The organism is Spartobacteria bacterium UBA695 (genome assembly GCA_002298145.1).
GTDB lineage: Bacteria > Verrucomicrobiota > Verrucomicrobiia > Chthoniobacterales > Chthoniobacteraceae > UBA695.
The window spans coordinates 53,673-67,419 of the sequence record DBMP01000009.1 but is presented as its reverse complement, the minus strand read 5'-3'; the positions used below and the strand labels follow the sequence as shown (position 1 = coordinate 67,419).

Here is a 13,747-nt window from a genome sequence, read left to right as displayed (position 1 = left end):
AGCTCGCCGATGCAGCCATGACAAGAGCCGCTAACCATTTACAATTTTGTTTCATAGATTCCTCCTATAGAACTTTTCGGAAGTCCGGGCCGGGCTGGCCTTGCGATTCGTTTTAGGATGGTCCCGCCCGGGCTTCAACGGACGGTGGGAAAATTTTTCCTTTCCGTAACACGTTGGGGAAAAAGGCTCTAGCTTTCCCACGGGGTTGCTTTAGGATTTTCCCCTTAATGAGCGCCGAAGCCCCGCGTAAACTATTGGTCCTGGAACTCTGGGGCCTGGGGGACCTGACGTTTTCCACCGTGCTGATCCGCAAGGCGGTGGAGGCCGGGGAGACGGTGCACGTGCTGGGCAAACCGCATGCCAAGCCGCTTTTGGAGCCGACGTTCCCCTCGCTGAAGTTTTTCCCCTTCCAGGCGGGCTGGACGAAGTTTATCCACAAGTACCGGATTTGGAACTGGAACTGGAAGGTGTTCTTTTCCCTGATTTTGGAGCTGCGGCGGGAGCATTACGATGTGGCGGTGAGCGCGCGGGACGATCCCCGCGACCATTTGCTGATGTGGCTGATCGGGGCGAAGAGCCGCTATGGGTTTCCCCACGTATGGAGCCAAGTCTTGCTCAACCATCCCGTGGCTCGTAGCGGCGGTAACCGCCAGCACAAAGTGGAAGACTGGCGCGATCTTGCCGCGGGCATGGGCTATGGCGAGGCTGGCGACCCGGTGTTGCGGCTCGCCGCCTACCGCACGGAGCGGGTGGACGAGGTTTTGGGGGAACAGCGACTGCCGCTCCTGGTCATCCACACCGGGGCCCGGATTGCCGTCCGGCGGTGGCCGTTGCCCTACTATGAGGAGTTGATCCAGCGGCTGCGGCGGTCGTTCCGCTTTTTCCTGGTCCTCATTCCCGATCCGGATGGGTACGGCGCGAAGCTCAGTTCACTGGCCGACGCGGTTTTAAACGACCTGACGCTCATGGAACTGACCGACATGGTCGGTCGGGCGGATCTCATCCTGTGCAACGACTCCGGCCCTGGGCACATCGCCGCGGCCTGTGGCACGCCTTCCATCTCGCTCTTTGGCCCCACCGAGGCCGACTGGTTCCGGCCATGGGGCCCGCTCCACCGGATCATTCTGCGCGACAACTGCCGCTACCGGCCTTGCTTTGATTACTGCCACTTTTCCGAGCCCCACTGCATGACCCGGCTGACCCCCGCCACGGTCTGGCCCGAGGTGGAGGCCTATCTTTGCCGCTTGGTGGCCGGGGGGAGCTTGCCCGAGAGCTTTTTACCGGATGCCGGGGTGGGGGCTGGTCGGCCATTTGTTGCCGCAGTGGTGGCTACTTACAAACGTCCCGAGGAGCTGACCCGCCTGCTGCAATCCCTGAAAGGCACGCCAACGCCGCTTGCCGTTGTGGTGGTCGACAACGCGGATGACCCTGCCACGGCTGCCGTCGTCGAGGCGGCGCGAGGTTGGCTTGAAGTCGTCCGGCTGGTTCCGGGGGAAAACCTGGGGTGCGGCGGAGGACTCGCCTACGGGGAAGCGGAGGCGATAAAGCGCTTTGGTAACCGCTTGACGCACTTTTGGGTCATGGATGACGACACGGAAGTGTTGCCCGGGGCCCTTGAGGTATTGTTGGCCGCGATGGAGAAAGAAAAAGCCGTCGTGGCTACGCCGCTCGTATTGAATAGCGCCGGTGAAATCAACTGGTTCCCCGGGTTGCTTGACCGGCCCGTTTTCGATGCTGTGCGCAAGCAACGGGTGCGCACGCCTGCCGAGTACCGCGAGCAGTTTGGCAATGCGCCGGTGCCTTTCTCCTGGTCCACTGGCATTTCGCTCCTGGCCGAGCGGGGAGCGGTTGAGGCGGTGGGGCTTCACCGTTCGGATTTCCTAATCCGGGGCGAGGATCTCGATTTCAGCCTGCGCCTGACCTCGTGGGGCAAGGGAATCTACGTGCCAGAGGCCGAGGTCAGACACCTGCCTCCGGCTGGCCCGGACACCGTGCAAACGCGGCAAAGCGACCGCCGAAAGCACGCCATTTTGCTGCAAAACCTCGCTTTCATCAGCTTGCACCTGCGGCATGGGCGGCGAATCTTGCGCACCCTTCCGGGGAACAACTTGCGATACGTGCACACCTGGGGGCTTTTCAGCGTCGGCGAGGTGCTGACCGCCTTTTGGGCCGGAGCCGTGCGGGGCCGCCCTGCGGGCTACGATGAGGCTTCGGAGCCAGTCAAAGTGCTCATATTCGCGCATACCCCGCCTCCTCATCACGGCCAGAGCTTCATGGTGCAGCTGATGCTCAACGGCCTCGGCGGAGATGCGCGCAAGGGAAAGCAAAAGGGCATCGGAGGCATCGAGTGTTACCATGTGAATTGCTCCCTTTCCAAAGGCATGGAGGACATTGGCTGCATCCGCTGGGGCAAAGTGCTCCTGTTGCTGCGCTATTGTCTGGAGGCCATTTGGTGCAGGTTTCGCTATGGCGTTCGCAACTTTTATTACGTCCCTGCGCCCGGAAAGCAGGGGGCGCTTTTCCGAGACTGGATGGTGCTCTTCATGTGCCGCCCCTTTTTCCCGAAGCTGATTTTCCACTGGCACGCCACCGGCCTGACCCAATGGCTGGATGAGAGCGGGCACGGGCTGGAGCGGTGGATCACCCGGCTCCTTTTGAGACGGCCCACGCTTTCCATCGCCCTGGCTAAGGCGAGCTCCCGGGACGCGGAGTGGCTAGAGTCGCGCCGGACCGCGATTGTTCCCAACGGCATACCCGACCCCTGCCCCAGCTTTAGGCAGACCCTGCTTTGCCAGCGCCAGGCACGCTGGGCCGAATTAACGCGGAAAGGGGAGGAGGCGCGGCAAAAGGGAACAGCGTCCACAGAGTTTCGGCTCCTCTACATCTCCCACTGCACCCGGGAGAAAGGCTTGTTCGACACCGTGGAGGGAGTGGCTCTCTTCAACCAGAGGCAAAACGGGTTTAGGGTTCACTTAACCGTGGCAGGAGTCTTCATGGAGCCCAGGGAAGAAGAGGAATTCTTCAATCGGATTGCGCGCCCGGACTTGAAAGGGGCGGTGGAGTATGTCGGTTTTGCCGGAGGAGAAAAGAAGAAGCGCCTTTTCGAAACCAGCGACGGGATTTGCTTTGTCAGCTACTACTTCGCCGAAAGTTTCGGCCTCGTTGTGGTGGAAGCCATGGCCTATGGGGTGCCGCTAGTGGCTACCTTTTGGAACGCCATTCCCGAAATCCTACCGCCTGGTTACCCCGGTTTGGTCGATCCCCGGTCTCCGCAACAAATTGCGGATAAGCTGGAGGCAATAATGAAAGCAGACCTCGCTGAGACGCTGCGAGATCGGTTTGAATCGCACTTCCTCATGAAGCCTCACCTCGAACTGCTCAAGGAGACCCTCGAAAGCCTTCGGACCTAATCATCTTTCGCAGAGTGATTCGTTGTCCTTTTTGAAAACTCCTTTATTCTCGGGCCCATGTCTGTTCGCTTTTGGATTGTAACCCCAAGTTACAACAGCCTGAAATGGCTGCCGTGCGCCGTTGCCTCCGTGGCTGACCAAGCCGGGAAGGACCTCGTGGTGCATCATCATGTCCAAGACGGGGGTTCCAGCGACGGTACCCGCGAATGGCTGGAGCAATACGCCGCCGAGTGCGTTCGCAACCCGAAAGAGGCTTACTCCTTTTCTTACGAAAGCGCACCCGACCATGGTATGTATGATGCAATCAATAAGGGCTGGGCTAACGCGCCGGAGTGCTATGATTACATTGCCCACCTTAATAGTGACGAACAGTATACGGTCGATGCGCTGAAAACGGTGGCAGAGATGGCAAAGACCCGCTCAGAGGTGGATATCGTTCTTGGCGACGCGATCGTCGTCGATCTCCAAGGCCGCTATATTTGCCATCAAAGCAACGTGAATCCTTGGGGGTGGATGTCGCGCTTTTTTTGCCTGATCCTGACCTGCACCGCGTTTTACCGGCAAGAGTTCATGCGGCGTTCGGGATGCCGGTTCGATCCTTCATGGCGCATGATGGGAGATGTGCTGTTTTACCGCCAGCTTTTCAAAAGCCCGGTTCGCTCCGTTCTTTGCAACCAAATAACTTCAGTTTTCATGGAAACCGGGGAGAATCTTGGAACGACTCCTGCTAATCGAAATGAGTTGCTCCGTTATCGGGAAAAATACCGGGGCCGGCTGGGCTGCTTTTCGCCTTGGGTGCGGAAGTTCAATACAGCCCGACGTATTTTAAAAGACCTTGTAAACCGTAGCCCCAAACAATATCAAATCTTTCGATCCGACGTAAAAATGGGACGGATAACCTTCGAAATCGCTCGCCAGAGGACCCTTTGGAAACGGAAGGTTTAGTGATGCGCCATGATTAAGAAAATTCACTACTGTTGGTTTGGTGGCGCCGTGCCTCCCAATGTGGCCGAGAACGTGGAGAAATGGAAACGGCTCAACCCCGATTTTGAAATTTGCGAGTGGAACCTGCGCAATAGCGATTTCTCGAAGTTTGCCTTTGCTCAGCGCGCCCTAGAGGAAAAACGCTGGGCGTTTATTTCCGACGTTGTGCGGCTTCAGATGCTCTACGAACACGGAGGAGTTTATCTTGATACCGATGTGGAGCTGATCCGACCTTTCAACATGTTGGCTGACGAATCGGATTATTTGGTGATGGGGTATATGTATCCTTGCACTTTAGGCACGGGGGTCATCCATTGCCCCCCATGTCACCCGTTAATCGCGGCGGTGCTTGATGAATATCACCACGTTCTCCCCGGAATGTGGCCCGTCAACAACACGATGTTTACGGATTACTTCCTAAATCATGTTCCTGGATTTTTATTGAATGGCCGGTGCTGGAAAAGCGAAACGGAAAAGATTTCGCTCTATCCCAAGGAGTATTTTGAGCAGCCAGCCTTTATCCGTGAGAGCGGCTTTTCCATTCACCATTACTCCGGCTCATGGATGCCCGAAAACCGGGGCAAGGCTTATACCACCTATGGAGGGGGTACTTGGCATAAAATCAAGTGGCTAAAGCGGGAACTGCGAACAGTGCTTTCGGTGTTTAGCTCCGGCTATTCCGCGATTTATTGGAAAGCGCAACTAGGGATTGCCACGAAAAAAATGTCAGAGTGGAGAGAATTGGCGGATTAATGGCGGAGACCTTTGCTAGGTCGCCAAAAAGTTGTCTCTAGGGAAGAGAATAGATTTCCCATCTGGCATTGAAGGATGAAATAATCTGCCCGTCATGACCCTGCGCAAGATTGGGATCGCCACCTATACGAACTTCAACAACTACGGATCGCTACTCCAGCGGTTCGCGATGCAACAAGTTCTGGCGTCGATGGGGTTCTTGGGAGAAAGTGTTTCGCTTTCTAAATTGATCCCCGGCTGCCGGAGGGTTTGGGACGTCTTGATTCGCCGCCTGCCGAGGATGGTCGAGCGCAATAAGCGGTTTGCGCAGTTTATTACGGAGAAAGCGCCGTTGAGGATGTTCAATTCGGAACAGGAGCTGGCTCAGCATAGTGAGGAATACGATGCCTTCATTGCGGGGAGCGATCAGATCTGGCGGGATCGTATCCCCTTTTATTTTCTCAAGTTTGTGACCAACCGGCGAAAGATCGCCTATGCGGCCAGTGGGTTGGACCACCTGCCTCCGGAAGAGTGGCAATGGGCAAAAGAAGCTATCGGTTCGATTGATTATATTTCGGTACGAGAAAAAAGCAGCGTTGGCAAAGTGGATGCGATCGCACAGCGCAGCGCGGAATGGGTGTTGGACCCGACCTTGCTTTTGGAGACTTCGTTTTGGGACCGTTTGGCAATGGCTCCCCGTAACAAAGGGCGGTATCTGTTTAGCTATTTTATTCAGAGCCGTCGTAGGCCTCTGCCCTACATGCCGCAAGCGCCATGCACTTATTTTTTTGAAACGGTTGACCAACTGGCTCGTCAACTCGGTCTGGAGCCGGTGTTTTTATGTGGCGCTCCCAGGGGTTACCTTCCCTACAACTTCTCCGATGTAGCGGGATCTGGGCCTCAGGAGTTTCTGGGATTGATCCGGGATGCGGAGTTGGTGATTACGGATTCCTACCACGCAACGCTGTTTGCCATTCAGTTCAAGAAGCCTTTTTACTCGCTTCCCGTGGCGTGGAAAAATGACGCTAACGATGAAAGCCGTCGTTGTCGGGACGTTCTGGACCGTTTGGAGCTTTCCAACCGGTTCCTTCCTCTTGGCAGCCCATTACCCCGCAGTGAGGAAATCCCACTGGATTTTACGAAAACTTATTCTCTTCTTGATCGGGAGAGGGCTGCTTCGCGGGCATTTTTAGCCCGGGCTTTGCAATGATGGAAATATCCCGCGGCCATGCTATTCTTCAGAGGTAAAACGCTTGATTTTGATCCGGATAAGTGTGTCCGTTGCGGAGCCTGCTTTGCGTCGTGCGGGCATGGCGCTCTTTCATGCAACCCGGAATGCGGGGACCGCGAACCGTTTGTCACCATAAACCGCGAGCGGTGCGTCCTTTGCCAAAAATGCGTCAAGGTATGTCCTGTCAGTGAGCTACCCCTCCATCCATTAATTGGAGACGACATCGAACAACTTGAGCATATCTGCCTTGCGTCATCAAAGGACGAACAGGTGCGTTTTAACGCTTCTTCCGGAGGCGCCGCGCGAGAACTGGCTTATGCCGCTTTACAGAGTGGTTTTGTCGATGCGGTATATGGGGTTCGTCGCCTGCCCTCGGCGCCTTTTTATGAGGGTGCCTATTTTGTTGAGCCTGACGATGTGTTGCAGATGGCCAATTCTGTATATCACGCCTTTCCGTTTGCCGCAGGGTTAAAAAAACGACTGGATGGGCGGCTTATCAAACGGCTTCTTTTTATTGGTACCAACTGCCAGATGCAGGCTGGAGCAAACTTTTACAAGGGCACATCCACGGAACTCATTCGGGTTGCCATCCTGTGTAAACAGCAAAAGACCCATGATTTCGTAACCTATATTCGGCGAGAGATGGGCGATCCGGATGATTTGGAGGCAGCAATTGAGTATAGGGGTAAAGGTTGGCCTGGGGTTGTGCGTTCAAACGCAAAAGAAAAGCCCTCTGAATTTTACACTGTTCCATTCGGGATGGAGCTTTGGCGCGTGCCGGGATGCAAACTTTGCGCCAACTTATTTGGCTGGAAAAGCGACTTGGTGTTGCTTGATCCGTGGGGTATCGGTGCCGACGACCGCTCCGGTCTGAATCTAGTACTGATTCGGACGGATACAGGACAAAGACTTTGGAATATGGGGCGAAGCCGAATCGCAGACTCAGATCAGATTACGGGCGCGGGCGGAACCCCCAATAGCAAATCTCGCCCGTTGACAGTAGCGGATGTAAAAACCGCAATCGACTGGTGGCGCTATCGGCGTACTAAGGTGGATTCCATTCCCTACTACCTTGGGCAAGAGCGCAATTGGATGCGGAAGCTCGGTTATGCCTTTCTTGACTGGGTGCGCACCTTCAATGGCTGGTTTTTTTTGCGTTTTAAGAATCGGGCCCTACGCAACATTCTGATGCGGTTTTGGGGAAAAAGCAGCAAAGCCATCTTGATGATCGTGGGAAAGCGCTGAGAGGTATCAGATCTTGATCACGGTGACCATGTAGCGCGATTCGCCTTTGCCCAAGCAAATGAAACGGGCGTTAACCTGCTGGGGCGCTCCCTCTTTTTGTGCAATGCAGATGGTGTCGGGGAACGAATGGCCACTGCCTTCCGACGGCATTTGAAAATACTGGATGTAATCGCGCATGGCGGTTCCCTCGTCATGGAAGGGCATGAATAATCTCGCGTAAGATTTTCCCACCAGCTCGCCTCGGGGAATTTTCAGGAAATCCACGGCTTCGTCGTTGGCGAAGATGATTGCCCCCATGGCGTCTGAGATGACCACTGGCATCGGCATGGTGGTCAGAATGTCCATGGTCTGATCCTGCCGAGCTTTGGCTTCGCACCGGGATTTGCTGAAGAGGATCGCCAGCGTTGCGGTGAATACGAAGCTGATTAAGCGCAATATTAGCCGAATCCATGCCTCCTGGCTGCCGTCGAATGTCGACATGTACTGGAGCGAGTAGAAGATAGCCCCGGTAAACGCGACGGCAAAGGGAACCAACTGCAAGGGCTCAAGTACAAACGAGAGTGCCAGCATTAAGCTCGTTGAGAGCATTGGCGCCACGATGATGGCCGTGGAGGTTTCCTTTTCCAGAAACAGGATAAGGAGTGTTAATAAAATCGGGATCAGCAAACAATAGATCCATGGCCAGCGCGGGGGGTGGTAAAAGCTGAACGGGAGCGCGCGGGAATGGCTTAGGTGCAGGGACTCGTCGATGCCTAGAAACCGGCGAATTTTGTCGAGGGGGTTGAGCCAGGTAGAAGTGACTCCCAGCTGGGGCTGGGCCTTTTTCCATGCGAATGTTAAACGCTTGGAGGAAATCCTGACGCGTTGGTGGGGCGACGAATGGGTATAAACTTCCGTGCTGAAGTTTCTGACGGCATAGGCGCCGTGGATGAATTTGCGGATGCGGTGCCAGAAAATGACCGGGCTCTTGAGCCACAGCGCCCAACGAGGAACCAACTGGCGCTGCCATTTTTCGCCTTCTTTGAAGGCCAAGCTGCTCTGACCGAGATTTGCCGTCGTGATGGTGAACGCGGCAAGCGGTTCTGGCAATACCGCCATCCGCAGTTTCCCCTTGATCAAGCTGGCTACCCAGACGGCGTCGGCGATGGTTCTCCATTCCGTGTCCAACATGAACCCCCGTTCGATGACTGAACGGCGGATAAAGGTGCCGCACGACAGGGTGTTAAGATGCGAGAGCTGGATATGCAGCAGCGATGGCGGAATGGCTCGCCTGTAGGAAAGCAGATTCCCATTTTCTCCTAAAAGGATGACGTCCCCAAACACGACGTCGACTTTAGGATGTTGCTCAAAGAAAGCGGCAACTTTGGCCAGAGCGCCGGGCAAATACTGTTCATCGCAGTTGAGCCAGGCGACGATGTCTCCGGTGGCCTTTATGAACCCGCGGTTGATCGCGTCGTACATGCCCGAGTCTCTCTCCACAAAGAGCTTGGTATGCGTATGGGTCTGTACCCAATCGGTGAGCTCCTGGCCCGAGCAGGCGTCCTGAATGATATGCTCGAAGGCGACGCCTTGTTGATCGGCTACCGATGCGGTGCAGAGCTTCAGCCACTCAAGTTGCTTATGACTGGGGGTGACAATCGATATTTTCATCGAGGGGACTCTTAAGCAATAGCACTGTTTGGGGGGCGCAGGGGAGGAAAAATTACGTATTGGGCTCCTTTATTATCGTTATGTGACCAAACTCTCGGGAAGGTGCCCGTTGGGACCGAGAAAATCGTTCCCTTTGCTCGGGTTCTGCATTACGGTCGCGGAAATTCACGCCTGTCGCAGATATCCTGTTATTTCAGTTATTCCTTATGAAACCAGCCCCATCTCTTACGATCGGTATCCCTTGTTATAACGAAGCCCTTACCATTGGAAAAGTTGTGAGTGACTTTCGCCGGGTGTTCCCGGAAGCCAGGATTTTGATCATTGATAACGCGAGTACGGATGACACCGGGGCGATCGCAAAAGCCGGTGGAGCCGATGTGATCCAAGAGCCCCGAAAGGGAAAAGGCTATGCGGTGCAACGGCTCTTTATGGAAGCTGATACCGATTACTTGATCATGGTCGACGGCGACGATACTTACCCCGCGGAGGAAGCCCCGAAGCTGATCGATGCGATCCAGACCCAAAGCGGGGATACGGTGGTGGGGCGGCGCGTTAGCAGAGATCAGGCGGCCTTTGTGACAACGCATACCTGGGGTAATAATCTGCTGGCCTTTTTTATTGAAACGGTTTTTTGTGCGCCTGTGGGAGACTTGTTTTCCGGGTACCGGCTTTTTACCCGGTTTTTTTACCGCAATATTCCCATTCTCTCCTCCGGCTTTGAGGTCGAGACTGAACTTGCGTTGCAGACCATCGACAAGGGGTTCTTTCAGCTCGATGTGGACATTGATTTCCGGAGCCGTCCGGAGGGATCTTTTTCCAAGCTCAACACGGTGAAAGACGGTTTGCGGGTGCTGCGGGAGATTCTCCTGGTGATCAAGGATTACAAGCCGCTGCTGTTTTTCTCGTTCATCAGCCTGGTCCTGTTGGCCCTGGCGATGCTAGCCGGTTTCTTCCCGGTGAGGGATTATATTTGCTACCACTATGTCTATCGTCTGCCGCTGGCTGTTCTGGCCACGGGCTTAACGCTTCTTTCCGCGCTGAGCTTCATGTGTGCGGTTGTGTTGGACACCCTTGTTCGCCATAGCCGGGAACAGTTTTTCCTGCGGATCCGTAATTTCCGGCACTGACCGGATGCGGTGAAGACCGTGGGGTGGGCTATCGTTGTCAGTGATGGAGGCTGCGGGGCTATTCCTGGTTTTTCCCTTTGGTGAACTTGACTAGGTAGAGCGTCTCATCGCCGCGGGTGAATTTCAGGTGCACCTTGGGCGTGGCCACAACTTCGGCATGATAGCGTGCGAGCCACTGTTCTGTGGTCATATTCCAACGCAAGGAAAGACCGAGGGGAACAATCAAGACATACTCGAAATCCCGATTTTCCAGCGGGGTCTTGAGGCTGATGTTCCGGAGATGAAGTTTTCCATAGGGCAGCCACAAGCTGCCTTCGACGTCATCGCCTGTTGAGATAAAGCCGATGGTATTAACTCCCTCGGGAATTTGCTGAACCGCGGGCCCAAGAGCATAGGGGCGTATCCGATAATTCTGGTAAACGCTCTGAGCCCTTTGGGTTAAGCTATTGGAAAAGTGTTTGTCGATGGCATTGAGAGCGGTCAGGGCGGGCCACAACGGGCGAGCCGGTGTCGTGACGACCACAAAAATGGAGGTGCATGCCGCGAAGACGGCGATGGATTTCCATGCTTTGGTGCGCACGAGCCGTTCAGCTGACGCAGCCCCCAGCAGTGGCAGAAACAAGAGCGGGTAGTAGGCCGCGCTGACCCGGCTGAATACGCTGATGTAAGACTTGTCCAGCAAGACGGCAAACGCAATCCAAGTTGCGGTGGCCATGAGGAATGCATCCCGGTTGGTTTTGCAAAGGTTGGCCTGAGCTGCGTATTCCCGCCGGGTCGCGCAGGCATAGCCAAAGGCAAAGAGGGACACGATGCCGATCCCGAAGCCGACGCCCGCGAATTCTTCAATTTGGAGCTCCCCCAGCGAAAGATCAAAACCGCCCTCGAAGCCAGCTTTCAAACGACTCTGTAGCGGTTCCGGGATCGATTGGACGATGGCGTTCTCCAATGCTTTGGCCCTGGGAAACAGAGGGGGGATGAGGTTTTGACTGGCGAGCTGGATGGTATTGCCGATCAAAGCGGCATGGCCAAGATTTTTGAAATAGTCGGATTCGAGCGAAAGGCCTGTCCAATCCTTGCACAGGCGGTAGTTGATTACCGCCAACGGAAGGAACGAGGCTCCTGCGGCAAGAACGATACAGAGCGCAGAGAGCCACTTTTGCTTCCAAAGCAGGCTTAGTGCGGGCCAGACGGCCACCAGCCAAGGCAAGGCCAGGGGAGCGTTGGAGGTCTTCGATGCCGTAACTAGCGCGATGGCTAGCATGGAAAAGAACAAGGGCTCCAGCTTCCCGGATGTCCGGGCTTTGAATGCGAATACAATCGAGGCCAAAAAGTAGACCGCCGCGATGGCGTCATTGCCTGCGCTGCCCGCCTGCAGAGCATAAATGTAAGCGGTTGGCAGGAGCCACATCCAGTTCCATGCCACCCTTCGGCGCACTCCCAGGAAACGGAGCGTTTGGAACGTAAGCCCTGGCAGGAAGAGGAATGCGGAGAAATTAATCAGGAAGACCAGGCGTGCCGACCCGGTCAAAGCAATCAACGGAGCCATTACCCACTCAAACCCCGTGGCCCGGGTATTCATTCGTGCACCGCCCCCGTCGATCCAGTACCAGCCCTGTTGGTCGAGCCAATGGCAGATCCGGGGAATCCGGTAGCTGAGAGCGTCGTAATTACAAGGCGCGTAAAGGGCTCCGCCGAGAAATATCAGGCTGGCGAGGGCCAGGAAACAGAGTGGCAGGCCATGGCGGTAGCGCCATTTCAGGCGGGCCCAGCGAACCGGCCTCAGCGGCCCTCCATACTTTGCAAAGAAGGCAACGACTCCCACTGCCCCGAGGAGTAAAGTGATGGCATAACCCCAAAAATTGAGGGCATGGAAGGCGGAGAGCACCCAGCCCGCGACATTTAGGTAGGCGCAAAGAAAAATCCAGATTGCCAGTAATTGATTGGGGTGAGGCATAGACGCAATATTACGATTCCAAAAGATTCTGGTAGAATTGGTGAATCAGAAGCGCGGTTTTGTCCCACGAAAAAAAGCGAGTTCGTTCAAGGCCGTTGTCGATTAACGATTTGCGAACCTCTGGTTGATGCAAAAGGATACTGATTGCATTTAGAAGATCATCTTCTGAATTTGGGTCAAAGAATAAAGCTGCATTCCCAATAATCTCGGGCATAGGGGCCGCATTACTGGCCAATACGGGACATCTACAGGCCATGGCTTCGATTGGAGGCAAACCAAAACCTTCGTATCGTGAGGGATATATTAGCGCGATCGCATTTTGGTAAAAACCAGCCAGGGTATCGTCGGAACCGGACCTGTGAAATACGCGGTTTGCAAGTCCTGCTTTTAGAATTGTTCGCCATTCTGTTTTGTCGAAAGGTCTTCCTCCAAAACACACTAAGCTTAGTGGCTTAAGCATATCTGATTTTGCAAAAGCCTTCAGTACAAGTTCGAAGTTCTTGTATAGGGAACCCCGGTTCCCGACGTACAGAAGATATGGAACGTCTACGTCGGGAGGAACGGCACGCGATGAATTTAGATCATTCCCGTGATAGGCTACCAAGATGGGCTTATTGCCAACATCGTAAAATTTCAACAAATCGTTTTTGGTGTTATTGGATACGCAAATAATCCCATCAACCTTGGAAAGTGCATCCCTGCGTTCATTGACCTGATTATCTGTTTTGAGGAAGATCTCAAAAATCAGATCATGAATTGTCACTACAGTTTTAGTTTTTACCGGAACTTTGGGAGTTTTGAAAAAGGTATAGTGACAGATATCGGGGGCGAACCGTTTAGCGAACTGAACGAAAAGGGCGTTGTTGATGGGCAGGAAAACCCGTTGTTTGGCAATGGATTGGGGAAGTAGAAATTCGTGGACGTTGTTCGGGAATTCACATGCAATTTCATGAAGGCCAGTATTCTTATGAAAACCTGCGTAAACCTGGCACTCGACGCTATTACGCTGGATTTCCCGCCTGATGATTTCATTCATAATGCGGGTAACCCCTCCCTGCTTTTGATCAAGGAAAGCGCCGTAGTCGTATAGAATTTTCAAGGGTGCTGAGGGAATATGGTTAGCATATCTGTTCCTGTGGAGCAAACGGATGCCCGCATCTACGCTAAATAGCATTCTCTAGACCTGCAATCAACTATTTGAGACCAGATGACGCGTTTGTTGCATTAAAACCGGAGAACGGTGTTCGAGGGGTCTAAACTCCTTGCAGGTAATCCGAATTTTGATAGCCTTGCGGGTTATAAACTCACTCCTGAAATCCGATCTCATGGCGAAATTTCACATGCTTTATCCGGGGATTTTAGCCACCGATTTGTTGTGTGCATCCTTTGTTTAAATCCTGTTGGCCTAAGCTTC

The 13,747-nt window shown here is 54.3% G+C and carries 9 protein-coding genes; 6 read left to right on the top strand and 3 right to left on the bottom strand.

What is annotated here, in order from left to right; translation table 11 throughout:
* Window positions 1-227 precede the first annotated feature (227 nt).
* The 5 genes from B2828_RS04785 (at window position 228) to B2828_RS04765 (ending at window position 7,602) form a co-directional block, all read left to right on the top strand.
* Window positions 228-3,410, top strand: a complete 3,183-nt coding sequence (locus B2828_RS04785) for a glycosyltransferase family 9 protein (RefSeq protein ID WP_479632552.1) — start codon at window positions 228-230, stop codon at window positions 3,408-3,410.
* A 57-nt stretch (window positions 3,411-3,467) separates the two neighbouring features.
* On the top strand, window positions 3,468-4,355 hold the full coding sequence (locus B2828_RS04780; RefSeq protein ID WP_479632551.1) for a glycosyltransferase: 888 nt from the start codon (window positions 3,468-3,470) through the stop codon (window positions 4,353-4,355).
* Between the two features lie 9 nt (window positions 4,356-4,364).
* A complete protein-coding gene (locus B2828_RS04775; RefSeq protein ID WP_479632550.1) occupies window positions 4,365-5,147 on the top strand; it encodes a glycosyltransferase family 32 protein in 783 nt (260 codons plus the stop codon).
* A 94-nt stretch (window positions 5,148-5,241) separates the two neighbouring features.
* On the top strand, window positions 5,242-6,336 hold the full coding sequence (locus B2828_RS04770; RefSeq protein WP_479632549.1) for a polysaccharide pyruvyl transferase family protein: 1,095 nt from the start codon (window positions 5,242-5,244) through the stop codon (window positions 6,334-6,336).
* 18 nt (window positions 6,337-6,354) lie between these two features.
* Window positions 6,355-7,602, top strand: coding sequence for a Coenzyme F420 hydrogenase/dehydrogenase, beta subunit C-terminal domain (locus B2828_RS04765; protein ID WP_479632548.1), 1,248 nt, complete (start codon window positions 6,355-6,357; stop codon window positions 7,600-7,602).
* A gap of 6 nt (window positions 7,603-7,608) precedes the next feature.
* Here the strand turns inward: B2828_RS04765 and B2828_RS04760 are convergent, their stop codons facing one another.
* Complete coding sequence (locus B2828_RS04760; protein ID WP_479632547.1) at window positions 7,609-9,252, bottom strand: glycosyltransferase; 1,644 nt, start codon at window positions 9,250-9,252, stop codon at window positions 7,609-7,611.
* Between the two features lie 206 nt (window positions 9,253-9,458).
* On the opposite strand from B2828_RS04760, the gene B2828_RS04755 reads away from it, so the two are divergent.
* Entirely contained in the window at window positions 9,459-10,379 is a 921-nt protein-coding gene (locus tag B2828_RS04755) for a glycosyltransferase family 2 protein (RefSeq protein WP_479632546.1), read from the top strand.
* Window positions 10,380-10,437: 58 nt separating this feature from the next.
* Here B2828_RS04755 and B2828_RS04750 read toward each other — a convergent pair whose 3' ends face one another.
* Both B2828_RS04750 and B2828_RS04745 read right to left on the bottom strand, forming a co-directional pair.
* Complete coding sequence (locus B2828_RS04750) at window positions 10,438-12,333, bottom strand: hypothetical protein (protein WP_479632545.1); 1,896 nt, start codon at window positions 12,331-12,333, stop codon at window positions 10,438-10,440.
* Window positions 12,334-12,343: 10 nt separating this feature from the next.
* Complete coding sequence (locus tag B2828_RS04745; protein WP_479632544.1) at window positions 12,344-13,507, bottom strand: glycosyltransferase family 4 protein; 1,164 nt, start codon at window positions 13,505-13,507, stop codon at window positions 12,344-12,346.
* Between the last annotated feature and the right edge of the window lie 240 nt (window positions 13,508-13,747).

Coding starts and splice junctions, on each gene's coding strand:
- B2828_RS04785 (WP_479632552.1), top strand. CDS start 228: ATGAGCGCCGAAGCCCCGCGTAAACTATTGGTCCTGGAACTCTGGGGC.
- B2828_RS04780 (WP_479632551.1), top strand. CDS start 3,468: ATGTCTGTTCGCTTTTGGATTGTAACCCCAAGTTACAACAGCCTGAAA.
- B2828_RS04775 (WP_479632550.1), top strand. CDS start 4,365: ATGATTAAGAAAATTCACTACTGTTGGTTTGGTGGCGCCGTGCCTCCC.
- B2828_RS04770 (WP_479632549.1), top strand. CDS start 5,242: ATGACCCTGCGCAAGATTGGGATCGCCACCTATACGAACTTCAACAAC.
- B2828_RS04765 (WP_479632548.1), top strand. CDS start 6,355: ATGCTATTCTTCAGAGGTAAAACGCTTGATTTTGATCCGGATAAGTGT.
- B2828_RS04760 (WP_479632547.1), bottom strand. CDS start 9,252: ATGAAAATATCGATTGTCACCCCCAGTCATAAGCAACTTGAGTGGCTG.
- B2828_RS04755 (WP_479632546.1), top strand. CDS start 9,459: ATGAAACCAGCCCCATCTCTTACGATCGGTATCCCTTGTTATAACGAA.
- B2828_RS04750 (WP_479632545.1), bottom strand. CDS start 12,333: ATGCCTCACCCCAATCAATTACTGGCAATCTGGATTTTTCTTTGCGCC.
- B2828_RS04745 (WP_479632544.1), bottom strand. CDS start 13,507: ATGCTATTTAGCGTAGATGCGGGCATCCGTTTGCTCCACAGGAACAGA.